Origin of the sequence: Pseudoxanthomonas sp. USHLN014, from assembly GCF_037153335.1 — a bacterium.
Classification (GTDB): Bacteria; Pseudomonadota; Gammaproteobacteria; order Xanthomonadales; family Xanthomonadaceae; genus Pseudoxanthomonas_A; species Pseudoxanthomonas_A winnipegensis.
In genome coordinates this window covers 108489-131046 of the sequence record NZ_JBBCKO010000006.1, presented here as the reverse complement: position 1 = coordinate 131046, position 22558 = coordinate 108489, and the positions used below count along the sequence as shown (strand labels likewise).

General features: G+C 67.9%; 28 protein-coding genes. All 28 read right to left on the bottom strand.

Features of this window, described 5'->3' with window-relative positions; genetic code table 11:
* Nucleotides 1–146: 146 nt before the first annotated feature.
* Nucleotides 147–2144: a GDSL-type esterase/lipase family protein gene (locus WFQ05_RS12590; protein WP_337054111.1), complete on the bottom strand. Its 1998-nt coding sequence runs from the start codon at nt 2142–2144 to the stop codon at nt 147–149.
* Nucleotides 2144–2527 carry a hypothetical protein gene (locus tag WFQ05_RS12585; protein WP_337054110.1) on the bottom strand — a complete coding sequence of 128 codons (384 nt, stop codon included), beginning with the start codon at nt 2525–2527 and terminating at the stop codon, nt 2144–2146. Before WFQ05_RS12585 ends, WFQ05_RS12590 begins: the two co-directional genes overlap by 1 nt.
* Complete coding sequence (locus WFQ05_RS12580; protein WP_337054109.1) at nt 2524–3600, bottom strand: hypothetical protein; 1077 nt, start codon at nt 3598–3600, stop codon at nt 2524–2526. The genes WFQ05_RS12585 and WFQ05_RS12580 overlap by 4 nt, the downstream gene beginning before the upstream one ends.
* Nucleotides 3597–6065 carry a hypothetical protein gene (locus tag WFQ05_RS12575; RefSeq protein WP_337054108.1) on the bottom strand — a complete coding sequence of 823 codons (2469 nt, stop codon included), beginning with the start codon at nt 6063–6065 and terminating at the stop codon, nt 3597–3599. Before WFQ05_RS12575 ends, WFQ05_RS12580 begins: the two co-directional genes overlap by 4 nt.
* 20 nt (nt 6066–6085) lie before the next feature.
* Nucleotides 6086–6409: an NlpC/P60 family protein gene (locus WFQ05_RS12570; RefSeq protein ID WP_337054107.1), complete on the bottom strand. Its 324-nt coding sequence runs from the start codon at nt 6407–6409 to the stop codon at nt 6086–6088.
* Entirely contained in the window at nt 6406–6879 is a 474-nt protein-coding gene (locus WFQ05_RS12565; protein WP_337054106.1) for a DUF1833 family protein, read from the bottom strand. The genes WFQ05_RS12570 and WFQ05_RS12565 overlap by 4 nt, the downstream gene beginning before the upstream one ends.
* Nucleotides 6879–7316 carry a hypothetical protein gene (locus WFQ05_RS12560; protein WP_337054105.1) on the bottom strand — a complete coding sequence of 146 codons (438 nt, stop codon included), beginning with the start codon at nt 7314–7316 and terminating at the stop codon, nt 6879–6881. The genes WFQ05_RS12565 and WFQ05_RS12560 overlap by 1 nt, the downstream gene beginning before the upstream one ends.
* Nucleotides 7309–10041 carry a phage tail length tape measure family protein gene (locus tag WFQ05_RS12555; RefSeq protein WP_337054104.1) on the bottom strand — a complete coding sequence of 911 codons (2733 nt, stop codon included), beginning with the start codon at nt 10039–10041 and terminating at the stop codon, nt 7309–7311. The genes WFQ05_RS12560 and WFQ05_RS12555 overlap by 8 nt, the downstream gene beginning before the upstream one ends.
* Entirely contained in the window at nt 10041–10184 is a 144-nt protein-coding gene (locus WFQ05_RS12550; protein ID WP_337054103.1) for a hypothetical protein, read from the bottom strand. Before WFQ05_RS12550 ends, WFQ05_RS12555 begins: the two co-directional genes overlap by 1 nt.
* Nucleotides 10181–10669 carry a hypothetical protein gene (locus tag WFQ05_RS12545; RefSeq protein WP_337054102.1) on the bottom strand — a complete coding sequence of 163 codons (489 nt, stop codon included), beginning with the start codon at nt 10667–10669 and terminating at the stop codon, nt 10181–10183. Before WFQ05_RS12545 ends, WFQ05_RS12550 begins: the two co-directional genes overlap by 4 nt.
* Nucleotides 10666–11409 (bottom strand): hypothetical protein, encoded by a 744-nt coding sequence (locus WFQ05_RS12540; RefSeq protein WP_337054101.1) that lies wholly within the window; start codon nt 11407–11409, stop codon nt 10666–10668. The genes WFQ05_RS12545 and WFQ05_RS12540 overlap by 4 nt, the downstream gene beginning before the upstream one ends.
* Before the next feature lie 37 nt (nt 11410–11446).
* Entirely contained in the window at nt 11447–11854 is a 408-nt protein-coding gene (locus tag WFQ05_RS12535) for a hypothetical protein (RefSeq protein ID WP_337054100.1), read from the bottom strand.
* 28 nt (nt 11855–11882) lie between these two features.
* Nucleotides 11883–12230, bottom strand: a complete 348-nt coding sequence (locus WFQ05_RS12530) for a hypothetical protein (protein ID WP_337054099.1) — start codon at nt 12228–12230, stop codon at nt 11883–11885.
* The gene (locus WFQ05_RS12525; protein ID WP_337054098.1) at nt 12227–13066 is read right to left on the bottom strand and encodes a hypothetical protein; all 840 of its coding nucleotides are present in this window, start codon (nt 13064–13066) and stop codon (nt 12227–12229) included. Before WFQ05_RS12525 ends, WFQ05_RS12530 begins: the two co-directional genes overlap by 4 nt.
* Nucleotides 13063–13359 carry a hypothetical protein gene (locus tag WFQ05_RS12520; RefSeq protein WP_337054097.1) on the bottom strand — a complete coding sequence of 99 codons (297 nt, stop codon included), beginning with the start codon at nt 13357–13359 and terminating at the stop codon, nt 13063–13065. Before WFQ05_RS12520 ends, WFQ05_RS12525 begins: the two co-directional genes overlap by 4 nt.
* Before the next feature lies 1 nt (nt 13360).
* Nucleotides 13361–13807, bottom strand: a complete 447-nt coding sequence (locus WFQ05_RS12515; protein ID WP_337054096.1) for a hypothetical protein — start codon at nt 13805–13807, stop codon at nt 13361–13363.
* Nucleotides 13804–14652, bottom strand: a complete 849-nt coding sequence (locus WFQ05_RS12510; RefSeq protein WP_337054095.1) for a hypothetical protein — start codon at nt 14650–14652, stop codon at nt 13804–13806. The genes WFQ05_RS12515 and WFQ05_RS12510 overlap by 4 nt, the downstream gene beginning before the upstream one ends.
* Before the next feature lie 2 nt (nt 14653–14654).
* Nucleotides 14655–15035, bottom strand: a complete 381-nt coding sequence (locus WFQ05_RS12505) for a hypothetical protein (protein ID WP_337054094.1) — start codon at nt 15033–15035, stop codon at nt 14655–14657.
* Nucleotides 15032–15352 carry a hypothetical protein gene (locus tag WFQ05_RS12500; RefSeq protein WP_337054093.1) on the bottom strand — a complete coding sequence of 107 codons (321 nt, stop codon included), beginning with the start codon at nt 15350–15352 and terminating at the stop codon, nt 15032–15034. Before WFQ05_RS12500 ends, WFQ05_RS12505 begins: the two co-directional genes overlap by 4 nt.
* A gap of 75 nt (nt 15353–15427) precedes the next feature.
* Entirely contained in the window at nt 15428–16462 is a 1035-nt protein-coding gene (locus WFQ05_RS12495; RefSeq protein ID WP_337054092.1) for a major capsid protein, read from the bottom strand.
* Between the two features lie 19 nt (nt 16463–16481).
* Nucleotides 16482–16847, bottom strand: a complete 366-nt coding sequence (locus tag WFQ05_RS12490) for a head decoration protein (protein WP_337054091.1) — start codon at nt 16845–16847, stop codon at nt 16482–16484.
* Nucleotides 16848–16859: 12 nt separating this feature from the next.
* On the bottom strand, nt 16860–18161 hold the full coding sequence (locus WFQ05_RS12485; protein ID WP_337054090.1) for a S49 family peptidase: 1302 nt from the start codon (nt 18159–18161) through the stop codon (nt 16860–16862).
* Nucleotides 18158–19798, bottom strand: coding sequence for a phage portal protein (locus WFQ05_RS12480; protein WP_337054089.1), 1641 nt, complete (start codon nt 19796–19798; stop codon nt 18158–18160). Before WFQ05_RS12480 ends, WFQ05_RS12485 begins: the two co-directional genes overlap by 4 nt.
* Complete coding sequence (gpW, locus tag WFQ05_RS12475; RefSeq protein ID WP_337054088.1) at nt 19798–20013, bottom strand: gpW family head-tail joining protein; 216 nt, start codon at nt 20011–20013, stop codon at nt 19798–19800. Before gpW ends, WFQ05_RS12480 begins: the two co-directional genes overlap by 1 nt.
* 204 nt (nt 20014–20217) lie before the next feature.
* Nucleotides 20218–20634 (bottom strand): type II toxin-antitoxin system HicB family antitoxin, encoded by a 417-nt coding sequence (locus WFQ05_RS12470; protein WP_337054087.1) that lies wholly within the window; start codon nt 20632–20634, stop codon nt 20218–20220.
* Between the two features lie 212 nt (nt 20635–20846).
* Nucleotides 20847–21017: a hypothetical protein gene (locus WFQ05_RS12465; protein WP_337054086.1), complete on the bottom strand. Its 171-nt coding sequence runs from the start codon at nt 21015–21017 to the stop codon at nt 20847–20849.
* A gap of 101 nt (nt 21018–21118) precedes the next feature.
* Nucleotides 21119–21904: a KilA-N domain-containing protein gene (locus WFQ05_RS12460; protein ID WP_337054085.1), complete on the bottom strand. Its 786-nt coding sequence runs from the start codon at nt 21902–21904 to the stop codon at nt 21119–21121.
* Nucleotides 21901–22428, bottom strand: coding sequence for a hypothetical protein (locus WFQ05_RS12455; RefSeq protein ID WP_337054084.1), 528 nt, complete (start codon nt 22426–22428; stop codon nt 21901–21903). Before WFQ05_RS12455 ends, WFQ05_RS12460 begins: the two co-directional genes overlap by 4 nt.
* Nucleotides 22429–22558: the final 130 nt, after the last annotated feature.

The window sequence follows — 22558 nt, the reverse complement described above, 5'->3', positions numbered from 1 at the left end:
GTGGGATTGGCGGCCTGCAGACTTGTCCTGCTCTCGCGAGAGCACAGGGTCTTCGGCCAATGCCACGCGGCTGATCGCGTGTGTGGCGGCGGCGGGGTGATGCTTGCCGGCATCGACCCGTCGCCCTGTTTCTTCTGAGCAGTAAGCTAGCGGCGGAAGCTGATGCCGGTGAGGCTGACCCAGCTGGCGGGGGAGCCGCTCATGATGTTCAGCTGCCCCCCGCTGGTGATGTCGAAGACCACCATGCCGACATCCGACGGCGCGGCGATGGTGCGCTGATTACCCGGCCACATGCCGGTGGGCAGCGTGAGGCTCGTGGTGCCGGCCGCGGTCGTGCCTGGTTTCATCCTGCCATCAAACGTTACTACGCCGCCTGGCGAAAGCGCAGCACGCACACCACCGTAGATTGAGCCGAAGTTCGCCCAGTTGTTGGCGAACGAGCTGCCATTGCTGCCAATGGCCACGGCGATCCCCGTCCAGGCGCTCCAGTAGTTGTCGGAGATGGTTGCGCTTCGGGTGATGGTTAGGCCACCGGTCGCACTCTGGGTCAGCGACTGGACGAGCAGCCCGTCGACATTGGTCGTCGTCAAGATGCCGGTAATCGGGAACCCTTCCTGCGTCCGCGCCACCTCGATGGTCACGCCCGAGTCGTAGTTGACCGGATAGAAGTCCGGCGGCTGCTTGGCGTAGGGGTGCCCATAGTAGGCGCTGCGGACCACGTAGCCGTTGCTCGACCAGCGCATGATCTCCGACTCGCCGAACATCCAGTCCACGATCGCGCCCCACAGCCAAGCCTGTGCCACGTTGCGCGGGTGCAGAGAGACAGGCTTCTGGCCGGAAGACTCAGCGGCATCCAGCCAGCGCTGGCGCGCCCACATCGAATCGTCGCGGGCTCCCGTGTCATTGAGGTACTGGTAGGCATCGAAGTATGCACAGCGGTAGTCCGCGCACGCCGAATCGAAGATGCCGCGCAGCTGTTCGTACCACTCGGCGGTGCGCGTGTGGTTCTGCTTATCGATGGTGGCGTTGGGGCCAACGATCAGGATCGCAGTGCCACCCACGTCGCCTCCGCTGATGCCACGAATCGTGGCCAGGCCGGCGCGCAGGTTCGTACGGAACGTGTCCAAGCGCGTGCCGATCGGGAATGAGCCGTCGTTGATGCCGCACTTCAGGATAACCAGGTCCGCCGGCGTCGAGCTGTTCGCGCCAATGTCGGGCCCAGGATTCCAAGTGCTCAGATTCGAGCCGCCGACGCCGCGATTTGTGACGCTGAAAAAGTTGCGCACGCCGCGCGAGGCCACCAGATCGGGCAGCAGTTCCTGGAGGAAGAAGTTCCAGTCGATGAAGTTCAGCCCGCCCTCGACAGTGCTGTCGCCGTAGGTGTAGCACCGGATCGCGCGGTTCGTCGCCTGCATCACGTTGTAGACCGCCCACAGGTATTCCTTGCCCGTGGCCACCGGCCGCGTGTCCCGGTAGCTGTTGATCTGCTCCTGGCCGCTGTAGGCGTCGGTCTTCATGACCTTGCCCTGCCCTCGCATCCGCACGCCGCTCTTGTTGTCGGGCAGGGAGGTCACCGCGACCGTGGTCCCCGCGGGGATCAGCACCTCGCCGCCGAGCGGCGCGGCGTTGATGGCGTCCTGCAGCGCGGTGAAATCGCCCACGCCGATGCCCAGTTCCCTCACCTTCCCGTCCAGGGGGCGCGCCTGCGCAGCCGAGGTCTGCCGAAAGCCGACCATCGCTGCACCGGTCGGCGCGCTCAGGTCCGGCCCGCTGACGCCCTGCACCAGCCGCCACTTCGACGCATCGAAGCTAGCCCCGGTGGTGAACGGCATCGCCGAGGGCACCGGCGCGTAGACGTTACTGCCGTAGCTGACGGTCAGCCGGCTGTTGTTGACCGTGATGCCCGCGGCATAGGGCACCGGCACCAGGTAGCCCAGACCCTGCAGGACCGAGCTGGCCTCCTCGGCGGCATCGGCCACGACGGCATCGAGCGCCCCACCGATGGCGGCGGCCGCCGCCGAGATTTCGGGCAGGAAGAACAGCGCCGACTTGCCATCAGAGCGGCGCGTGCCGCGCAGGTAGTCGTTGGGGCCCGGCGACACGACCGGAAGGTCGCGCTCGGGGATCGTGTCGTTGATGTCCATCAGAGCACCTCGGCTACGTTGACCGTGGCAGGCACGGCGTTGATTGAAATGGCATTGCGGATGCTCACGTCGCGCAGGTAATCCTCTCCCCACGGCACCCGCTCCACCGGCACGCCCAGCACCGCCAGCAGGCAGTCGCGGGCGATGAGGTCAGCTGCGGCGGGATCGCGGTCCTGGTGGGTCAGCACGGTGGCGATGGGCTCGCCGGCGGCCGTGAGCAGCGCGGCGCCATGGCCGTCGATCGCCCGCGCGGTGGCGGTGAACACCACGGCGTTTCCGGAGGACGAACGCGTGCAGGCCACGGCGACGAGGCTGCCGTCGTCTAGTTGGATCGCGGTCTCGCCGGGCTGCACAGGGACATCCTCGCGTTTGATGTAGCTCATGGGGCGGTTCCTGGTGCCTGTTTTGCGTTGTGGTGGGGGTAGAGATAGCAGGCGTCGTCGCCCGCGTAGAACACGCGGTCTGGCCAGGCGCCGGCGCAGGCGATGTGCTGGATATCGATCTCGCCAAGCGGCTCAACCTTGCAGATCGCTTCCGGCCCATCGCCCGTGACATCGACCTCGATCGTCGGCACGTCCGCCGGGTCCAGGTCGCAGGCCGACACGAAGCCATTGCTGACGGTGAGGATGGGTGCTTGCGCGGAGCAGCTGAACTGGTGTCCGCTGGTGTTGCTGAGGCGCACGCCCCTGGCGCGCTTGCGCTGGCTGTATGTGACCTCGACCCAGCCGTGCGGCGCCAGCAGCCAGTCCCCGACTCGCACCTCACCGGCACGGATCGCGCCGCGCGTGCGCTCGATGACCCAGGCATATATCCATGGGCAGGGATTGCCGGCGCCGCCAGATCCACCGGCGCCGCCGATGCTGCCACCACCGCTCCCGGAACTGCCCGCGGCCGGGAACTTGACCGTGATCGGCGCCAGCGCGATGCGGCCGTCGACGTTGGCCGAATCCACGATGTTCGACGCCAGGCCGAGCACGCGGCTTCCGCCGACCAGCTGCGGGTCGTCGTAGTACAGGTAGTAGGTGACCGACTGTCCGGCCGTGCCGGTGACGGTGGCGCTGCTCGCCGCGTAGCTGATCGTCTTGCTGCCGATCACCAGCGTGCCGGCCGACACGCTGATCGTCGCGCTGCTGGCGCCCGTGGTCGGGCTGGCGGCGTTGTAGGTGACCGTCGTGGCCAGGCTCCACATGCTCGCCTGATTGGCCACCGCGTTGGTCGGCAGGGCCGCGGCGCCCTCGCGCGCCGTCGCCGCGACCGTCTTGCTGAGGTCTACCCAGGCCGACTTCTTGCCGTTGCGGGCCACCGCGCGGATCTGGATCTGGTACTGCAGCCCGCGCGTCATCCCGTCGATCGCGATGTCCTGGCCGGCCGGGAACATCGGCAGCAGCACCCAATCCGTTGGGTCGGTGCCGATAATGCGGTGCCGCACCTCATAGGAGACAGTCGGTGCGGTCATGCGAGCAGACCCTCGGTTTCGTGCCCGGAGGGCTTGCGCACGCCGATCAGCACCCGGTTGCTGCGGATGCCGGCGTCGTCGGTGGCGTCGTTGTAGAGGCCAGATACCACGCTGATCACCTGCGGCTCGGCCGGCCCGTCGTAGATGGCCCCCGAAATCTCGCTGACGATCTCGTCTGGCGGCTCCAGGAAGAACGGATGGACGCGCGGATCGGCCTCCACGGCGGCGAAGCTGGTGCCCAGGTCCTGGCCGTAGGTGACGCCGGTCACCAGCAGCTGCTTGGTCTCCTGGCCGGTCAGGCCGAGGATCACCGCATCGCCGATCGTCACGCCGCTCGGCATGTCCTGCAGCGCGAAGCCGTTGGACTCGCCGCCGGCGCCGACAACGCGCACGACCTCCACGTGCCCAGTCGCCTTGCGCAGTTGCACGCTGTACGACTTACCCGCTTCGGTCACGATGGCTTCGTCCAGCACCAGCCACGCGGCCGCGCCAGCAATGTCTGTCACTGCGCTCAGGCTCAGGACGCGGCCCCAGCCGACGCCCCACTCCGTCACGTCGTGGGCCACGTCCACCAGGTCGCCTCGTGTCGTGCCCAGCCCCGCGATATCGGAATCCCAGCTGATGACGTTCGGCCGGAACTTACCCTGCGCGAGGTGGTAGCGGCCGACCTGCCAGGCCTGGAAAGCGCCCATCGCCTGTTCGATCTTCAAGGTCTCGAAGCGCTCAGGCTCCGGCGCGGTGGACGGCAGTCCGCGCGCGTCGACGCCGCGGTAGCTGTAGCCGTCGTCCAGCACGATGATCTCGTCGTCCTGCCAATCCGCGTCCGGGTTCTTGAACTGCACCCGCAGCGCCTGTGGTAGGTCGATGAACTTGCGGCTCACGCGTAGGTTCTTGGTGTCCAAGGGCGAGAAGCTCATCGTCCGCTGCTGGTCGCCGCTATCGAACACCACGCAGTACTTGCCGTTGCGGCGCCCCAGGCTGCCCAGCGAGCCGGCCAGCAGGCCATTGATCAGCTCCCACGCGGTCGTGGCGCTGTCGCAGACCTTGCGCGCCGCAAAGCCCATCGCGTCCGTCCATTCGGCGAAGTCGGCGAAGGAGTCCAGATCGATCTGGGCCGCCGCGACATGGCGCGATAGCGCCTCGCACTCGGTCATCAGCCAGTAGGCGCACCAAGCCGCCGTGGTGCTGAACTGCCTCGACCAGGTGTCGGTGGCGCGGTCATAGACCCCGATCTTCTGGCGCACGCGGCAGCTGACGGTCTGCAGCGTGCCGGTGAGCTGGTCGGTGGCCTTGATGCGCATGGCCAGCTTCCACGTCCCCGTGGTGGACGGGTTGGTGTACTTGACCGAGCGCAGCAGCGCCCAGGTGCAGGCGTCGATATAGGTGTTGTCGCTGCTGCCGCGGCGCGCGGCCAGGCGCGTGACCTGCACGTCGTACTGGCCGGCCGGCACGTCCCACGCCATGCCGGCCGAGAACGGCTTCTTGGTCTCCTTGCTCACGAAGGCATTGCAGCCTGGGATGTTCTCGGTCGGGTACAGCGGGCCCAGTCCGCCCCAGCGCACGTTCTGCGGCTGCAACCAGGTCGTGGTGCCGGTGGGCCGGTAGAGCACCTTGAAGGCGTTCGACAGCCCGAAGGTCTTGTTGCTGGTGCCCACTCCGAACAGCCCTTGCGGGTGCACGATGTCGATGCTGATGGACTGCGTGCCTGGGGCGGTAGTCCGCTCCACGACGTCGCCATTGGCCAGCGAGGCGCCGACAGAAGCCTCGAACACGTCGTTCGTGTACAGGGTCGGGGTCTTGGTGACCTCGTACTGCACCTCGTCGTACAGGCTGATCGAGGTGTCACCGATCTTGATGTCGGAGACCTCGATATCGCCGTAGCCAAGGTCGAACAGGCAGTGGAAATAGGCGCTCTCGCCCACCACCTCGTTGTACTGGATGGCCGCGATCGGGGGGAAGAAGCGGCAGTCGCCAATCACGAACGGGATCACGCCCCAAGGGTTGAAGCTGTTCGCGGAGCCGGTGAGCTGGTTCCACTGGCCCTCCGTAGCGTTCGTCCCGCCAGAAGGCGTGGGAGGGGCGATCAGCGCACTGACGGCCAGCGAGGCCGCCAGGGTGATCGCTGCGCCCCACGTGGCTGCGGTGCCAACGCCCGTTGCGCTGGCGGCCGCGCCGCCGAGGTACGGGGCGAAGTAGGAGACCACGATCAGCACCACGGCGCCCAAGACTTGCTTCCAGCCGTCACCTCCGCCCGCCAGCGCGCTGCGGGTCACGGTGATACAGCTGCCAGGCTTGGGCCGCAGCTTTCCCCACCAGTCCGCAGGCACGACGTAGCCGCCCACGCGCACCTCCAGGTCGGCGGACAGACCAGCACCGCCGCTGGCCTCGGCCAGCATTGCAGCCAGCGTCTGACCACCACGCACCCGCACGACTCCTGGCGCGGCCAGCGGGTGAGCGCGAAGCACCAGGTCTGCGGTGGGAGCCGTCAGCGCATGCACCGGTAGTACCCTTCGATCCGTGAGCCCCACAGGGGCGATGAGAGGCGCTCGATCACCGAGGACCGACCTTCCTCGCAGTGCAGGAAGCCGCCGCGCCCGTCGCACACGCCGACATGGCCAGGCCGGCCGGCGATGTTGAACACCACCACATCGCCCTCGCCCGGACGCTCCACGCGCTCCCAGCCTGCCGCCTCGGCCGGGTCGTCGGTCGCCGGGAAGGCGATGCCGAAGTCGGCCAGAACGACCGCCACCAGCACGCGGCAATACCGCTCCCCGGTGTACGGGCGGCCCGTGTAGTTCCCCAGGTTCATGGCCAGAGCCCTTTGCTGTTGCTGGGCGTGTAGGTCTGCGCCGGCACGCCTTGGTTCACGAAGTCCTCGACGTAGCCGGCGGTCAGTTGCACCGTCATCACGTCGATGTCCGCTCCGACGATGTCGAAGTCGAACGGTCCGACCTCGACCACGTCGGGAGAGGACGCCAGCACGACCTCGAGCACCGCCGCCGGGATGCCCTCCAGGTTGCGGATCAGGCGGGCCACCTCGCGGTCGACGTTGTCGATCGTGATGGTGACCGTGCCCGGGGCGTCCTCGTTGTCGGTTGGCAGCGTGGACTGGAACGGGTAAGGCGTGAACTCGCCCGCCAGACGCATCACCGTCTCGGTGTTGTTGACGATGCGGATCGTGTCGATCGCCGGGTGGGTGATCGACAGGCACGCCAGAAACACTTCCTCCGTCTCGGCGGACAGCACGGCGCGAGCGGCGGCGGGGGACAGCTGGCGCATCAGGTGGTCAGCCTCACGTCTTGTGTGGTGAGGACGCGCCCCGACTCATCCGACAGCGGATTGCGGCCAAACACGCCTGACCACATCACCAGCGAAAGCTGCACCTTGAAGATATCCTCCCAGTTCTGCGGGACCGGCGCCGCATTGAAGCTGTAAACCGCCAGGTCACGCACGTTGCTCGGGCGCCGGTAGTCGAACCAACTGAAGCGCCCCACTTCGCCAACGGTGAGACGATGGAAGTCCTCCAGTGTCTCGAGTTGGGCAGGGGACACGTACAAGGAACAGCTGAAGACCTGCGGCGTCAACGTGAAACGGCGACGGAACCTGACCGCGCCATCCATCTGGCTGCGCACGATGTTGTCGAACAGCGGCGCCCAACTCATCGACGACATTTCCGGCTCGCCGATGCTGGCGGGGAAGATGGGAAGATCAGCCACCGCGCACCCCCTTTGGACCGATGCCGAAACGCGCCTTCATTGAGCGGTCCGCGCCCCCAGACGCGATCACATCGTTGACCTGCGTCTTTACAAAGGCCCTGACGTCCACGCCGCCAGCGCCGCTTGAGCTGGATTCCACGCGATCCTCAGACGCACCCTTGATGATCGTGACCTTGACGTCAGGCGCCCCCGACCGCGGCGACGCGATGGATGCTGGTCCGACATACCCCCCCTCGGCGTAGCCGCGGCCACCTCGAATGCGGGCCAGCAGCGCGAAGAACCCTGCTCGCCCGCCGATGCTGGACATATCTTGCTGACTGAGCACACCCTCACCGGCGTGGACAATCCCGGCAGGCTGCCACTTCGTGCCAGGCCCCGTGTACCAGCTGATCGGCTCGGGCGGCATGCCGCCTTCGGCCAGCTGGGTGCGCGTCCAGTCGAGCGAGTTGGGATTGAAGGCGCCGTAGTTGCCGGTCGCCTGGGCCTGGCGCGTAGCCGCGTTGCCGAACCAACCGGCCACCAGGTTGCCAAGGCCTAGGATCAGCTGTTTCGCCGCGATCCGCTCGAGGTCCTTGATGATGGAATCGGCCATGTCCTTGGACGAGGCCTTCGACCGGGACGCCGCGGAGACCACCACATCTTCGAGCGAAGTCAGCACATCACCCGTAGCGCTGGCGACCTGCGAGGCAAGATCGGAAGCGCCTTGGGCATAGTTAGCCCAAGCGGCGCGGGCGCCGTTCGTCCAGTCCGCTTCAGCGTCAGCGAGCTCGCCATACTTCGCCTTGATGAGATCGATGCGCTCTACGGTCTTTTCATGCAGCGCGGCACGCTCTGCGTCGAAACGCACCTGGTCGATCTGGTTGGCGTTGAGTTGGGCCTGCAGGTCCAGCAGCTTGTCCGCCTCGTCGGCGTAGGCGTCATTGATCCGCTGCTGGATCTCGTACTCGCGGTCGCCCATGCCCACCTTATCGACCATCGTCTGCAACTGACGCCCCAGCGCAACATTGCTGGCCTGCAGCGCGGCGGTGTAACTGTCGATGGCGACCTGGCGCGCCTTGAGCGCCTTGGCTTCTTCCGCGGCCAGATTGGCCTGCGCCGCGGCGCCGTTCGTGCGCGCAACGGCGAGCTGCGACTCAAGCTGTGCTATCTGCTCGTTGACGGCAATCGCGTCCTTTCCGCTGACGGCTTGCCGCTTGAGATAGGCGATCTGCTTGTCGAGCGCGCCAGTCTGGGCATCCACGCCCTGCTGGGTCAGCGTGCGGAGCTTGGCGTAGTACTCCTCCACGGTGATCTCGCGGGCGTCGTACTGCGCCTTCAGGGCGTCCGTGTCGGCCTTGAGCTGGGCTTGTTCCTGCGCCAGGCTGTCCTTGTACCCCTGCAGGGCTGCGCTACGTGTCGCCGAGGCCTCGCCGCGAGCGCCCTTCGCCTTTGCCTTGGCATCGATCGCGCGAAGCGCATCCTCGCGCTGTTTGAGCAGCTTCTCGTCCGTGATCCCTTCCTTGACCGCGTCGGCTCGCATCTGCTTGATGCGACCTTCCAGGTCCAGGGTCTTTCCGAGCAGCTGATTGGTGCCCTCAACGAACTTCTGGCGCTTGCGCTCGTCTTCTGAGTCCACGGTCGTGGTAGGCGAGCCGCTCTTGCTGGATGGGGCCTTCCCGTCCCCATACTTGATGTAGTCCAGCGTCGCAGACCACGGGGTGTTCAGAAGACCGCCATACTTGGGGTCGACGGTCAGTGCCTGCTTCCCGAGGACCAGCATTGCAGCCTGTGCGCGATTCGACACGCCAAGCAGGTAGTCCGCGAAGCCACCCAGCCGTGCCATGGCGCCAGAGAAGGCATCTTTGAACCCGTTGAGCGCACCGGTGATGTTGGACAGGTTCGAGAGGATGTCCTTGGTGCGATCAGCGAGCGTGTCCGAGTAGAAATTGATTCCCTCGGTCACCGCAGCCTGCTGGTTGCCCTCGTCGACCAGGGCGCGAACGCGCGCGAGCTGGGCTTCCGTGAGGAAGTGCTCGGTCTCATTGAGCTTCAGCAGGCCCTCGACGGGATCCTTGGCGATCAGTGCGTACTTGGCGACCACACTGTCGACGCTCTCTCCCGAGGCAGCCGCCCAAGCCGCGGTCACACCCGCCACGCGCTCGAGCTGATCGGCGGCGATCTGCCCGCTGCCCGCAACGGCGGTCAGCGCCTCTACCGCGCCGCCATGGGTCACACCTTCGAGCTCATCGAGGCGGTCGGCCAGCTCGCTGACCTTTCCGGACAGGTCGCCGGCATAGCCGCCGGTCTTGATCAGCGCCGCCTGAAAGGCCTGCTGATCGTGATCAGCCTGGTACCAGGCGTACGCCAATACGCCTACCGCGGCTGCGGTGACGGTCGCCGGATTAACCAGACCCAGCAGCGCGACGCCAATCTCCTTGAGCCCGAAGCCCATCTGCGCCGCAACGTCGCGGATCTGGCCACCCTGTTGCAGGAGCACGGTGGTGAACGGTATGCCGCCCTGTAGGCTCGTGACGATGTCGGTGATCTGCGGCTGCAGCACCGCGAGCACCCGGGAGGTACTGACGCCGGATTTACCCAGCGCGTCGATGGCGTTGTTGGCAGGCAGCGGCGACGCTGCTTGCTTCTTCACGGAGGCGACGTCGCGCGACAGTTGCCCCAAAGACAGCTGGATGTCGCGGATGTCGCCGCCGATACGGACGCGCAAGGTGGTCGTTTGGTCGCCCATCAATCCAGGGTCCGCAGGTAGTTGGTCCAGTCGTTCTTGTCGGCCCCCATCGCCACGCGGGCGGCGATGGCGCTGCGGGCTTCTCGGTGGCGATCGTCACGCGCGGCAGCGGCGGTAAAGGCCCGCAGCTGCGCGAGCGTCATGCCGAGGACGTCGGGGAGGCGGTATCCGCGGCTGACGAGGTAGTGGATGTGGTCGGCCCAACCGAGGGGCTCGCCTGCGCCGGCGCGCTGGCCTTGGGCACCGCCGCCTTGGCCAGCAGCGCGGGCAGGCGCTGGCTGAAAAAATCCTTGTTCACCGCCACGACCGCCTCCACCAGCGCGGTGACCTCGTCCAGGCTGCCATCGGCGATGAACGTCGAGTCCTCGCCGGAGGCGATGGCCAGTGCCTCGGCCAGGGATCCTGCGTCCTGCTCGAGCAGATCCAGGATCACCGCCCCCACCTGGAGCGGCTGCGCCTCGCCCAGCAGGCCGGCGGCCACCGAGACACGCGCGATGATCGTGCGCGCGGCGGTGATGAACGGCCCGATCTGCCGCAGCTTCAGCGGCTCCAGCACCAGCGCCTTGCCCCGGAAGCTGACCGTGCGCGTCGGCACGGTCAGCACATCGGCATCGTCGGGCCCGCTCACGCGATGATGACCGCGTTGAAGTACTGGGACTTGCCAGCCGGCTTGCTGGTGTCGGCCAGCAGGCCGCCGGTCACCTGGAAGCTGCCGAACTGGTCGCCGATCAGCGCCATTTCCTGCAGCACGCCGCCGCTGACCTTGTAGGCGTTGAGGCGGACCGGCTTGCCACTGCGGGCCTCGTTGAGGCCGGCGAAGAGGAACTCGTAGTTCTTCTGCGAGGTCGTCTGCGCCTCCACGCGCTGGCCCGCCACGTTGGTGTAGGTCACCTTGACGTTGGCCGCACCGGCCACCGGTGCCGGGATGCTGCTGGTGCTCGGGGTGTAGAGCATGCCGTCGCGCAGCTCGTAGTCGGTGCCGGCCGTGTAGGTGGTGCTGCCGCTGGCGCCCTTGACCGTGGTGATGGTGGCCGCGGGATTGAGCAACGGCGTGCTGCCGCCCAGATACGCCACCGCGGTCTCATCGGTCACGGTGCCGGCGGTGATGGCCGAGGCGGTGCCGCGCGTGGCGCGCGCCAGGTTGTCGGGCGAGAGATCGGTGAAGGTATAGGCCAGCTGCCAGCCGGTCACGCGATCGACCTGGTTGCGGGTGCCGCCGCCGGGCTGGGTGCTGTCGGCCAGCACAATCGAGTTGGTCTGCGGGGTCAGGGTGACCGCGCTGCAGTTACCCACCTCGACGAAGGGGGCGGCCGAGCCAAACTCGCGCACCAGCAGTTTGCCGCTGCCCAGGTAGCTGTAGTCTTCCATTGTGATGTCCTCGGGTAGGAGCCGCTTGGGCGGCGGGTTATCGGATGGGGATGTGGGTCTGGTAGGTGATCAGGGCGCCGTTCCAGCCCAAGCCGGCGAGCGGCTGCCCGAAGTCGACGCCGACGTAGCGCGGCCACTGGACGCCGACGGGGAAGCGCTCCATCGACGGGCGGTCCATCACCGCTTCGACATCGCTGATGACGTCATCGAGGCGGTCCTGGGCCTCGTCCAACTCGGCTGGCACACGCACCGCGACGATGAGCGTGGTCAGGCGCGTGCGCGCCACGGCGGCGGCGTCAGCAGGGCGTTGCTGCTTCTCGATCAACAGCGCGAGCACGGGCTCGGTCAGCGTGCCGGGGATCTGCGCAGGCTCGGTGGTGACATTGAGCCCGGCATCGGTGTTGAAGCCATTAGCGGTGGTGATGATGGACAGCACGTCTTTCATGGCCGCCAGGAGCTGCTTGCGAGGACTGTCAGCCACGGGACACCACCCAGCGCACGATCGACTCGTCGGAGAGGCCTTCGACCTCGGCATCCAGGCGGAAGGCCTCGCCGTCTGTTCCATCGGCGCGCAGCAGGACCAGGACGCCAAGGCGCACAGGCTGGACCTGGGCCCGCTGGAAGCCGACGACCACATGGGACGCCGCGACATCGGCCACGCCGTTGCCGTACTCGGTCATCTGCCGGTCCACCAGCACATCGCAAGGCACACCCGCGACCGCGCCCGGCGCGGTGTAGCGCGCGCGATCGCCCAGCCCTGCGGCCTGGAAGGCGACGAAGGCCATCGCGTCGAACCCGCGGAGGAAGTCGGACTGGCTCATGCCCACCCCCGGCGCGCCGCATCGGCCAAGGCCTTGTCCAGCTCGCGGTCGGTGAATAACGGCATCAGCTTCAGCCAGGTGCGCTCCGCAGCGCCGAATAGGTCCAACCGGGGCGCGTAGGTCGGCGCGCGGCCCACGAAGTTGTAGACCTTGGTCAGGTCGTGCTTGCCGTCGCGTACGTACACGCCGGGCGACAGGTGCGCGGCGCGGTTGCCGACCGTGCCGACTTCCTTGCCCTGCCGGCTGACGGCAAAGAAGCGCCGGTTGCGCGCCTGCTTGAGCGACTTGCCGCGCGCGCGGCGGTTACGGAATGCCTTGGCGTCAGCGTCCTCGTTGCTGCTGGGGTCGAACTGTGCGCCGAGCTGCGACAGGATCTGCTGCACGACGCCGTTGCGGATGTTGCCGTGGCTGTCCATGAGGGTGTTGTCGGCCACGGCCACGGCGAACTCGCCCGGCCGCAGCCAGCCGGCGCGCCGCAGCCCCCGGTCAATGCCGCGGTCGTGGCCCAAACCACCGAAGACCTGCGGCATCAGGTAGCGCGCCGGCGGCGTGCCCTTGGCCGCCTCATCGCGGATGAAGACTTCGGCTGCGCCCGCCGCGCGGGTGCCGTCATCGCCGCGCGTGTAGCGCGCCTTGCGCAGGTAGACCGAATTCACGGTCAACTTGACCGGCGCATCCAGCTGCGTCTGGATCTGGCGGTCCCAGGCGTACTTGATCTCGCCGGCCACGCCGTTGACCGCCTGCATCAGCGCATAGGGCAACTGGCGCTGCTCAAGGTCGGTCAGCGTGCGGCTGAAGCTGCCGTTGCCGTCCACGTCGAACACCAGCAGGCTCACGGTTTGACCTCCGTTCCCTGGACCTGCTCGATCTGCTGCAGCTTGGCGTTGGCGCGCTTCAGCGCCGCCTTGCGCTGCGCGGCGACACTGGGGCATTGGTCGAGCGGGCCTTCGGCCACGGGCTCGGTCGCGGTGAGCGACTCGCGGATGGGCACGTAGACGCGCTGGACGATCACCACCGGCTGCGGGTGGACCGCGCACACCTGGGGCGCGCTGGCGTCCTTACGCAACGGGCAGCCGGTGAGGGCGGCCAGCGCGAGCACGATGAGCAGCAGGCGGACATCGCGGCGCATGTCAGTAGCCCTCCAGGCTGGGGCAAGAGGCGGCGAGGGCATGCAGGGCCGAGGCGCAGTCCGGTTTGCGCTGGGCCGCGGCGAAGCGGTCCACGAAGGTCTTCAAGGCGGTGTCGGCATCGGCGGCTTCAGCACGCGCCGTGGCGATGGCCTTGTCGTTGCGCGCGGTCAGTGCCGCGCATTGCTTCTGCTCGGCCGCCAGCTGCGCCTGCAACTGGCCCACGGTGCCCTGCCAGCCGGCGTTGGCCACCACGAGTTCGGAGGCCTTGGTCGCCGCGCTGGCGTAGCTGTTGCGCCACTGGTCGGATTCCGCCTTGGCGGTAGCGGCATCCGCGCGATGGCGCGTCGCCTGCACATACAGCGCGATGCCTTCGCCCACGCACAGCAGTGCCAGGATCCCGACAGCGTAGAGCAAGGGCTTGACGGTGAGCTTGGACAGCAGGCTCATCGCGCAGCCTCCACGAGCCGGGCTTCGTCCTGGCGGCGCGCGCACAGACCGGACGTGTCCGGCCACAGGCGGCATTGCGCCCGCAGCTGCGCAGCGATGCAGGCCAGGTCGCCGGACGGGACACAGCGGTCGCGGATCGCCCGCTTCTCTGCATTGCGCGCGCCGACCATCGAGCTGCCGCGGTTGTAGGTGTTGCCGACCAGCGCGCCAGCGGCATCGGCGGGCAGCGCGTCGAAGGCCGGGCCGTAGATCCGCGCGGTGGTCTCGCGCCACACCGGCAGGCTGACACCGGTGAACACGGCAGAAGCCAGCGCATAGGGCGTGGTGATGTTGCGGTAGGCGGGCAGGGCGGCGGCGGCCGCAGCGCCGACGATGCCGGCAGTGCGCTGCAGCTGCGCGACGCGCGCGTGCCGGGCCCAGTCGGCGGCGATGGTCTCGGGCGTCTGGTGGCCACCGTCGTAGCCGATGCCCCAGGTGATGCCGCTGGCGCCGCCTGGCCATACGGGGCGCTGCAGGCGCTGGGTGTACCAGCTGGGGCTGGTGACCTCCCAGCGCAGGATATGGGCGGCCGCGGCCGGCGAGACGGACGGCGGTTCCGTCATCGCCGGCGGCGGCACAGCGGACTGCAGGGACGCACGCATCGCCGTCACGGCGGGCGCAAGGGTCACGGCAGCGGTGGACTGTGCGTTCTCGATGGCCGTGTCCACCCCGGCAGCCACCGGCCCGGGCGCGATGCCCGGAAGCGCCGAGGCCTGGATGGCCTTCGACGATGCGCTCTGCGCTTCCGCCGGGCCGCAAGCGGTCAGCAGCGTCAGCGCGAGGATGAGGAGCAGGCGCGCGGTCATGGTCAACGCGCCGGGTAGAAGAAGACGAGCATCGCCAGCACGCAGGCCAGCGTCTCGAGGCGGTCCTTGACCAGCACCCAGCGTGCGCCCGGGTCGCCGCCCATGGCCAGCAGCTGCAGGCTCTGCTCCTCCGCACGACCGAGGTCGTTGAGGTACAGGCGCTTGATGAGCCACGACATGCCCAGCGCCGCCATGGCGTAGGTGCACATGACGGGCAGCTCCAGCAGCCAGGCGATCGCGTCGGGGCCGACGCGGCCGAGGGCGCCGAGCACGATCCAGCCCAAGATCGTCAGGGCGACCAGGGCGGGCAGCCAGAGGGTGAACTCCTGGGACTGATAGGCGAAGGACTTGAGCATGGACCAGAGCTTCTTGAGTGCGTTCATGGGGTCTTGGCTGCCTGTTCGAGGCGCTTGACGCGGGCGTCCAACTCATCGATGCGCTTGATGGCGGCGAGGTCGAAGCGCGTGTTGAGGTCGCGGATGTCCGAGGCCATGGCCCCGATCCGCTGCCCCTGCTGTTCTTGCGAGACGTTGATCTCCGACTGCTTGGACTCAATCGAGTTGAGCTGGCGCTGCCCGAACCAGGCGACCAGCCCGATCAACACCGGCGTGATCAGCTGCATCCAGAAGCGCGTCACGGTGTTCTCTGCGACGCGCTCCATCCTGGTGTTCTGATGCTCGTTGTCGGGGTTGTCGGTCATGCTTCCGGCCAATGCGAAGGGAAAGGACTCGCCGCCGCGCGCGCCACCCGGGCACGTGCGCGCGGCGGCGGCCTATCAGCTGCGCTTGCCCTTCAACAGCACCTTCGGACGGGTGCAGTAGTTGAGGGCGTTCATCTGCGCCTCGAGGTTGCGGCCCTTGCCGTTCGGGGTAGGCCACTGCTTGGCGTAGCGGGGCAGGCCGAGGGTGTTGACCGTCTCCTCGTAGTCGGCCGGCGCGTACACGGTGCGCCACAGGCCCGGCACGCCCACCGGGAAGATGTGGCACTTGTCCGGGTCGATGAAGGGCGTGTTGCCCACGGCGCCGCGGTAGTTCTCCCACACGATGCCGCCGAACTCGAAGGCGCCGTAGATCACGCCGTTGGGCATGACGTAGCCGTCGCGCAGCACGCTGGCCATGGGCGTGCCCTTGTACGAATCGACCACTTCGACGTTGCTGATCAGGTTGTCGAAGAAGTTGTCGCCGCACAGCGCGTAGATGGCGCCGACCTGCGTGCCGCCCAGGTTGTTGGCGATCTTGCGCACCACCCCCGCGCACTTCACGCGCAGCGCGCCGGAGGCCGGGCTGGCGTTGTCCAGGTCGAAGTCGATCTCCGCTTCCTGGGTGACGCCGAACTCGGTGAACAGGTTGTAGAGCGTGCTGCCGTCGCCGTTGAGGATCAGGCCCTTGATGGCGCCGATGCGCTGATACTCCAGCGTCGGATCCAGCTTGAGCTGCACGTGCTGGCGCAGGCGGTTGTTGACGCGGTCCTGCAGGACCTCGAGCTGGTTGGTCGTGCCGAAGGCGCGCACGTTCTGCACGCTGTCGGCGGCGATGAAGTCGTCCACCTGGTAGTGCGGCACCACCAGGGAACGGGCGACGCGCCCGGTGGGCGCGAAGGCGCTGCCCGGGCCACCACGCGGCGTCGGGTTGACGATCTTCAGTTCGCCGCCGTCCTCCTCCAGCATGATACTGGTGGTGGCGATGGGCTCTTCGTCCCAGCCCACGACCTGGCCGGCGCGGCCAGGCACGAAGGGCACCTTGTTGATGGCATCGGTGAGGGCGAGGACGGTGAAGGCGTCGCCGTTGAAAACGTCGGAGATGGGATCCATGGGTGCGGTCCTTGAGGGGTCAGCGCAGCACGATGCCCAGCGTGTTGAGCTGGGCGATGGCGGCGGTTTTCTGGGCGTTGGTGATGCCGGCGGGCCAGATCAGGGCATCGGCCTTGACCTCGGCGGCGCGCTCGACGACGACGACGGCGGCGTCGGCGGCGCTGGCGTTGGTGGTGGCCAGCAGGATGCCGCCGGCGGTCTGCGAGCCATCGCTGGCCCCGGGCGCGAGGATGGTGTACTTGCCGGAGGCTGTGACGGCACCCAGCACCGTGCCGGCCTGCAGGTTCTGGCCGGAGGCGAGGATCTCGTTCTCGCGCGAGTAGCTGCCGTTGGCCTCGGACAGCAGGAAGTCGCCGAAGCGGGTCTTCTCGGTGATCGGATTCATGGTCGGCGGTCCTTAGGCGGTCGCGCCGCTGGCCGCCTTGCGGCGGGCGGCGTAGACGTTGCTGATGGAAAGGGTCGGCGTGGCGGGGCTCTGGCCGCCGCCCTCGGGCTTGGCGTGGGCCGCGGGCTTGGGCGCGTCCTTGCGCATGGCCTCGATGGAGATGCCGCGGTCCTGGGCCGCCTTGACCAGGGTCAGGGCGAAGGCAGCGGGGGTGTCGCCGTTGGCGATGGCGGCCTGGGTCTCGGCTTCGAAACCCTCGCGGGCCAGGGCCTGGATGTCGGCGATGCGGGTGCGTTCGGCGGCGATGGCGGTGTCGGTGGCGGCGGCGCGGCCGGCCTCCTCGCCCTGGCGGCGCGCGGTGGCGATGGCATCATCGTTGGAGGCGATGGCGATCTGCTCCGCGGTGTGCCCGGCCGCCAGCGCGTTGCGCAGGTCTTCGGTGGTCGAAACCGTGACCTGCCCTTTGTTGCTGGACATGTTGGTGGTCCTCTTGGGATTGCTTGCGGAGCCGGCAAGCTCGGCGATCACGGATTCGAGCGATCCGATGCGGTCGGCCATGCCGGCCTTGATGGCGTCTGCGCCCACGCGCACGCCGCCGCGGCCGAAGTCGGCCAGCACGGCGTCGGTGGAGGTGCCGCGGTAACGGGCGACGGCGCCGACGAAGACGTCGGCCAGCGCGTCGACCTGGGCCTGCACCTTGGCGCGGCCCTCGTCGGTCGAGGGATCCACGCGCTTGTCAGGGGACTGACTGCTGACGATCTCCACACGGCGCACGTCGGACTTGGCGTCGCGGGCGGTGGTGTCCAGGTAGGACATGACCACGCCGATGGAGCCGAGCACGGCGGTTTCGTCGATGACGATCTGATCGGCGGCCGCGCCCAGCCAGTAGGCGGCCGAGGCCATCGTGCCACCGGCATACGCCTTGATCGGCTTGCGCGCCGCGCCGGCGCGGATCAGCTTGGCCAGCTCGTTGATGCCGGTGGCCTCGCCGCCGGGCGAGTTGATGTCCAGCACGATGCCGCGGACATAGGGGTTGTCCAGCGCGGCCTGGATGTCGGTGGCCAGCACCTGCGTGCTGGTGGCGCCGGAAATCTCGGTGAAGAGATTGGCATAGCGGAACACCGGGCCGGTGATCGGCACCACGGCCACGCCGTCGCGCATGGTGATGGTGCGCGCGTTGTCCAGCGGCCGGCCCACCCGCGCCTGCAGCGCTTCCGGGTCGCCGTAGCGCTGGGCGATGGACAGGATGGTCTCCAGCGATTCGCGCTGGATCAGCCACGGCCGCGAGGCGGCCAGGTGGAAGGCATCGATCATTCCGCGTCCTCCGGGTCGATCTGGCCGGGGGCGTCGGTGGGACGCTCGTCGGTTGCGTCCTCCAGTGCGCCGTCCTGGGCCGGGCTGGGGGTGGGCGCGACGTAGGTGCCGTTGGCGCGCTCGATCGCGACCTCGCGCGCACGTTGCGCGTTGACGGCCTGCCAGTCCTCGCCGCTCATGGCCGCGGTCTCCATGGCCTTGTTGCTGACACCGATATCGATGCGCGTCTTGGCGGCGGACGCCTCCTTCTGCTCGTCCATGGAGCCGCGAGCCGGGCCGATCCACAGGGCGCGCGACCAGGCATGCCTGCGCGCGGGATCGGCATAGCCGGGCAGCACCAGGCGGCCGCTGGCCACTTCCTCGTCCAGGAACAGGCCATAGATGGGCTGGCAGAACTGCGTGGTCAGCAGCCAGCGGCGGCACAGGAACATGCGCCAGGCCTCGAGCATGGCCGCGCGCGCCGCGGAGTAGCTGCTGTTGAACTGCAGCAGCAGCACATCCAGCGGCAGCTCCAGCGCCGCGCCGATCTGCTTGAGGATCGCGTTGAAGAACGGATCGAACTTGGCGTTGGGGCGGCCGGGGTTGACCTCCTTGGCTTCCTCGCCTGGCGCCAGGTCCACGATGGCGCCGTTGCCCAGGGCGATGCTGCCGGCGCTGTCGGCGGTGTCGAATGCTGCGACGGGGTTGCCCTGCTCGTCGGTCTCATCGCCCTTGCGCTGGATGAACACCGTGAGCATGGCCGAGATGACGGCGGCCATCAGCTCGGCATTGGTGAAGCGCTCCAGCTGCTTCAGCGGCTCCAAGATGGGCGCCAGGTAGGGCACGCCGCGCACCTGGCCCGGCCGCTCCTTGTCGTTCCACACGTGGAGCACGCGGCGCCGGCCGGTGCCTTCGCCGAAGAACGGGTAGTAGTCCCAGCGCGGCATGCGCATGTCGAGGCGGTCGCCGGGATGGATGTTGCGCACCCAGGCGCCCACGGGCCGGCCGTCCTCCAGCTGGATGCCATCCACGCAGTCCGGCGTGTCCATGGCGTCGTTGGGGTTGCAGACGCGGTCGGCCTCGACCAGCTGCAGCTTGAGCTCGGACACGCCGCCGGCGCGCTGCTGCATGGGCGTGAGCACGAAGACATCGCCGCTGGACATGGCCGAGAGCAGGGCCAGGCCCTGCTGGCCGTAGATGTCCAGGGTGCTCTCGTAGTCGGACTCCAGCGCGCTTTCGGCGTAGCGCTCCCAGTGGGCGCGGATGGTCGCGTTGTAGGGGGCGGCCTGCTCGGGCGTCAGGCCCAGCGCCTCGTGGTCGACGGCGGGGCGGCAGACCAGGCCGGTGCCGACCACGCTGGTGCGGTTGCGCATGAGCGCGGCGCGGGCGGGCATGTGGTTGCGCCCGGCGTCGCGGGAGCGGGCGCGCAGGGTGCGCTGCTCGGCGGCGGGCAGGTCGCTGGTGGCGCTGCCCAGCGGCGCCAGCCAGCTGGCCAGCGAGCGCAGCGTGCGCGAGGCCCCGCGCCAGCGGGTGCCCTGCAGCTCGCTGGGCCCCTCCGCACGCGGCACCAGCTGCTGGGACTGCGCCTGGCGCGCGTGCTGGTCCAGTGCGATCGCGGCCGACAGGCGGTCGCGCGCCAGCGCGGCGGAGCCGGCCATCAGTCCGGCACCACGTAGCGCACGCGATTGCGGACCGGCGCCAGACCGCTGATCTGCCGGCGCAGCTGGGCGATGTAGGTGTCCAGCTGCGCCAGGTCGGCCTTGGCGTACTCGACCCGGCGGCCTTCCAGCTGCAGGGACGCGACCGCCTGCCCCAGCAGCAGCTGGTGGCGCACGGCGAGGGCCTGGTCGAGTTGTTCCTGCGGTGTGGCCATGAGTCCGGTCGGCTGAGCCGGGGCCAACAAAAAGCCCCGCGCGGGGCGGGGCTTGCGGTGTCGGCAAGGCCCTGCCGACTCCCCATTGTTGTCAGGGAATGTCTAGATGCAACAGGTCCTCACTACAAAAGAAGCCCCGCGTGCGGCGCGGGGCTTCCTTGGTGCGATCCATCGCCGGCGACGCCAAAGGCCGCCTGGTCCTTGTCAGGTCACAGAAAAGGTCAGGGTCTTGCCCATGGCCCTAAAGGTGTCGGCCAGGGTGTCGATCTTGGTGGCGTGGTGCAGATCGACGATCCGGGTCACGGTTTGTGGTGAGACCTCCAGCTTCTTGGCGAGCTTCGAGGGGGTGAACTTTTCCTTCAGCATCTCGTTGAGCAGAAGAACCTTGATGGCCACGCTGGCGGGGAGGGTGACCCCCTCCTCTCCGGCCTTGGCCTTGCTGGGCATGGGTACTTGCCGGCGATCCTCGAAGTAGAACTCCATCGCGGTCGCAAGCGCGTCAGCTGCCATTTCCAGGGCTTCCTTTTTTGTTGCGCCCGAGGTCAGCGCCTCGGGGATGTCTCTAAAGGAAACCACGTACCCATCCCTTTCCTTTTGAAAGCGGGCGGGATATTCCAACATTGTCGCTACCTATTTGTCAGTTCACAGGGTTACGGATTAAGGGTTACGGATTAAAGATTACGGGGTGGCGAACTTCCATTTGCTTGAGTGCAGGTCGTGTGGGTCGTCATAGGTGATGCGCCTAGATGGATCCAAGCAATCAAAAGTGCTGACAGGAGGGCACTACGCGGGGCGCCCCTTGGGGCGCCCCTCATCTCTCTCCTTTCCATCTCTTACTTCGCGCCGAGTTGCTTCAAAATACGTTCGGCGAGTTGGTCTGAGATTTCGGTATGCCTTGGCAACGTGCATTGCTTCCTGCCAAGGTAGACCTTTGTGTGTTTCGCGCCTTCTTTGAACGTTGCCCCCAACGCCGCAAGTTGCCGCTTGAATTCAGCCTTTTTCATTGCCTGCAATTTCCTTCATAAGTTCACCTATCCATGACAGCCTCCTATGCGGGAACATCCCGCACTGGCAATGATACACAAAAATGTGTAAGCGTCAACACTTATGTTGACTTGCGGAAGCCGGCGGCCAGGGGGCGCCAGACGGTGTAGAAGGTGCCGTCGCGGGTGGCATGGCGGCGCGGGGCCCAGCCGTGGCGGCGGGCGATGGGGCCGATGCGCTTCATGAGGGACACGTTGCCCGGGTCGCCCAGGCCCAGGGCCTCGATGAGGGTGGGCATGGCGAAGCTGTCCACGCCGGCCAGGTACTCGACCACGCGGTCCTCCAGTGGGTCGCCGGCCGGGGCGACCGGCTCGGGCAGGGCGGCATCCAGCTCCTCGGCCCAGTCGATACCGGTGTGGCGGTGCGCGCAGGCGAAGGCCGCCTGCATGGCCCGGCCGGGCGGCATGCGCAGCTGGCGGGCGGTGCGCAGGGCCGCGCTGAAGATGCGGCCGGCGCTGACCAACTGGTCGGCTCGGTGCTGGGGCTGGGCCGACAGCGGAGGCGCCAGGTCCTGGCGCGGCTGGGCGACCAGCGCGTCGTAGGCCCGGATGACGTGCAGGTGGAAGGCGGCGCTGATCCACATGGCGTAGGCGTAGACCAACTCCTTGACGGCGTAGGTGCCATTGCCGAAGCCGTCGTTGACCATAGCAACCGGGGCCTGCTGGAATTCCAGCACCCCCTGCTGGGTTTCGACCTCTGCAATCAGGTCTTTGGTCTTTGCCAGCATGAGCCAGTTTCCGGGCTTGTGCCGCGCCTCTGAACCGCTAGCCTGATGCAGGTCGTTGAGACAATACCGCCCGTCGGCATCCCGCCGGATCTGCGTGTTAGCGATTACCAGCGCGCTCATGAGGATCGCTCCCCGCAGCCCAGCTCGCGGGCCATCTCCAGGCGCTCGCGCGCGAGGTCGACCAGGGCGCGGCTAGCCATGAACAGGCGGTCGGTGAGGTTTTCACCCAAGGCCAGCGCAGGGTCGTTGCTGTAGCGGGCGCACTCGCCGGCGCCCAGGATCTCCAGCACGCCGTCCAGGCCCGCCAGGGCGATGTCGGCGGTGCGCAACTGGTTGGGCACGGTCAGGCCCGCTTGCAGGCCCGCCCAGCTGGCGCCCTGGCTGCCTTCCAGGCCGGTGCGCTCACGCCGCAGGAAGTCGAAGAAGGCGGAAGGTTCGGCGTTGGCGGCCGGCTGCTTGGTGGCGGACAGCGCGGCGCGCAAGCGGGCGGCCAGGCCGGGTGAGAGGTGCGATGCTTCGTCGCCAAGCAGGGCGGACAGGAGGGGATCGACGGCCGGCGAAGCGGCAGTGGAACGGCGCATGGTGGGCTCCTTGGAATGGATGGAGTCCGCCGCATCGCCGTCAAACGAGGTGGCGGACGGCACGCGGTTGACAGACCGGCCCAAGGAACCGGCGCCCCGAAGGGCCCGCGCACCGCCCGCCATGGAACTGGCTGGCACGCGCCACCGGCAGAGTGCCGGCAACAAAAAAGCGCCGGCATCGGCGGATGGGCGC

What these genes read in the sequence shown, in the direction of transcription:
- WFQ05_RS12590 (WP_337054111.1), bottom strand. Translation starts at nt 2,144, where the DNA reads ATGGACATCAACGACACGATCCCCGAGCGCGACCTTCCGGTCGTGTCG.
- WFQ05_RS12585 (WP_337054110.1), bottom strand. Translation starts at nt 2,527, where the DNA reads ATGAGCTACATCAAACGCGAGGATGTCCCTGTGCAGCCCGGCGAGACC.
- WFQ05_RS12580 (WP_337054109.1), bottom strand. Translation starts at nt 3,600, where the DNA reads ATGACCGCACCGACTGTCTCCTATGAGGTGCGGCACCGCATTATCGGC.
- WFQ05_RS12570 (WP_337054107.1), bottom strand. Translation starts at nt 6,409, where the DNA reads ATGAACCTGGGGAACTACACGGGCCGCCCGTACACCGGGGAGCGGTAT.
- WFQ05_RS12565 (WP_337054106.1), bottom strand. Translation starts at nt 6,879, where the DNA reads ATGCGCCAGCTGTCCCCCGCCGCCGCTCGCGCCGTGCTGTCCGCCGAG.
- WFQ05_RS12555 (WP_337054104.1), bottom strand. Translation starts at nt 10,041, where the DNA reads ATGGGCGACCAAACGACCACCTTGCGCGTCCGTATCGGCGGCGACATC.
- WFQ05_RS12550 (WP_337054103.1), bottom strand. Translation starts at nt 10,184, where the DNA reads ATGACGCTCGCGCAGCTGCGGGCCTTTACCGCCGCTGCCGCGCGTGAC.
- WFQ05_RS12540 (WP_337054101.1), bottom strand. Translation starts at nt 11,409, where the DNA reads ATGGAAGACTACAGCTACCTGGGCAGCGGCAAACTGCTGGTGCGCGAG.
- WFQ05_RS12535 (WP_337054100.1), bottom strand. Translation starts at nt 11,854, where the DNA reads ATGAAAGACGTGCTGTCCATCATCACCACCGCTAATGGCTTCAACACC.
- WFQ05_RS12530 (WP_337054099.1), bottom strand. Translation starts at nt 12,230, where the DNA reads ATGAGCCAGTCCGACTTCCTCCGCGGGTTCGACGCGATGGCCTTCGTC.
- WFQ05_RS12520 (WP_337054097.1), bottom strand. Translation starts at nt 13,359, where the DNA reads ATGCGCCGCGATGTCCGCCTGCTGCTCATCGTGCTCGCGCTGGCCGCC.
- WFQ05_RS12515 (WP_337054096.1), bottom strand. Translation starts at nt 13,807, where the DNA reads ATGAGCCTGCTGTCCAAGCTCACCGTCAAGCCCTTGCTCTACGCTGTC.
- WFQ05_RS12510 (WP_337054095.1), bottom strand. Translation starts at nt 14,652, where the DNA reads ATGACCGCGCGCCTGCTCCTCATCCTCGCGCTGACGCTGCTGACCGCT.
- WFQ05_RS12505 (WP_337054094.1), bottom strand. Translation starts at nt 15,035, where the DNA reads ATGAACGCACTCAAGAAGCTCTGGTCCATGCTCAAGTCCTTCGCCTAT.
- WFQ05_RS12500 (WP_337054093.1), bottom strand. Translation starts at nt 15,352, where the DNA reads ATGACCGACAACCCCGACAACGAGCATCAGAACACCAGGATGGAGCGC.
- WFQ05_RS12495 (WP_337054092.1), bottom strand. Translation starts at nt 16,462, where the DNA reads ATGGATCCCATCTCCGACGTTTTCAACGGCGACGCCTTCACCGTCCTC.
- WFQ05_RS12490 (WP_337054091.1), bottom strand. Translation starts at nt 16,847, where the DNA reads ATGAATCCGATCACCGAGAAGACCCGCTTCGGCGACTTCCTGCTGTCC.
- WFQ05_RS12485 (WP_337054090.1), bottom strand. Translation starts at nt 18,161, where the DNA reads ATGATCGATGCCTTCCACCTGGCCGCCTCGCGGCCGTGGCTGATCCAG.
- WFQ05_RS12480 (WP_337054089.1), bottom strand. Translation starts at nt 19,798, where the DNA reads ATGGCCGGCTCCGCCGCGCTGGCGCGCGACCGCCTGTCGGCCGCGATC.
- gpW (WP_337054088.1), bottom strand. Translation starts at nt 20,013, where the DNA reads ATGGCCACACCGCAGGAACAACTCGACCAGGCCCTCGCCGTGCGCCAC.
- WFQ05_RS12470 (WP_337054087.1), bottom strand. Translation starts at nt 20,634, where the DNA reads ATGTTGGAATATCCCGCCCGCTTTCAAAAGGAAAGGGATGGGTACGTG.
- WFQ05_RS12465 (WP_337054086.1), bottom strand. Translation starts at nt 21,017, where the DNA reads ATGAAAAAGGCTGAATTCAAGCGGCAACTTGCGGCGTTGGGGGCAACG.
- WFQ05_RS12460 (WP_337054085.1), bottom strand. Translation starts at nt 21,904, where the DNA reads ATGAGCGCGCTGGTAATCGCTAACACGCAGATCCGGCGGGATGCCGAC.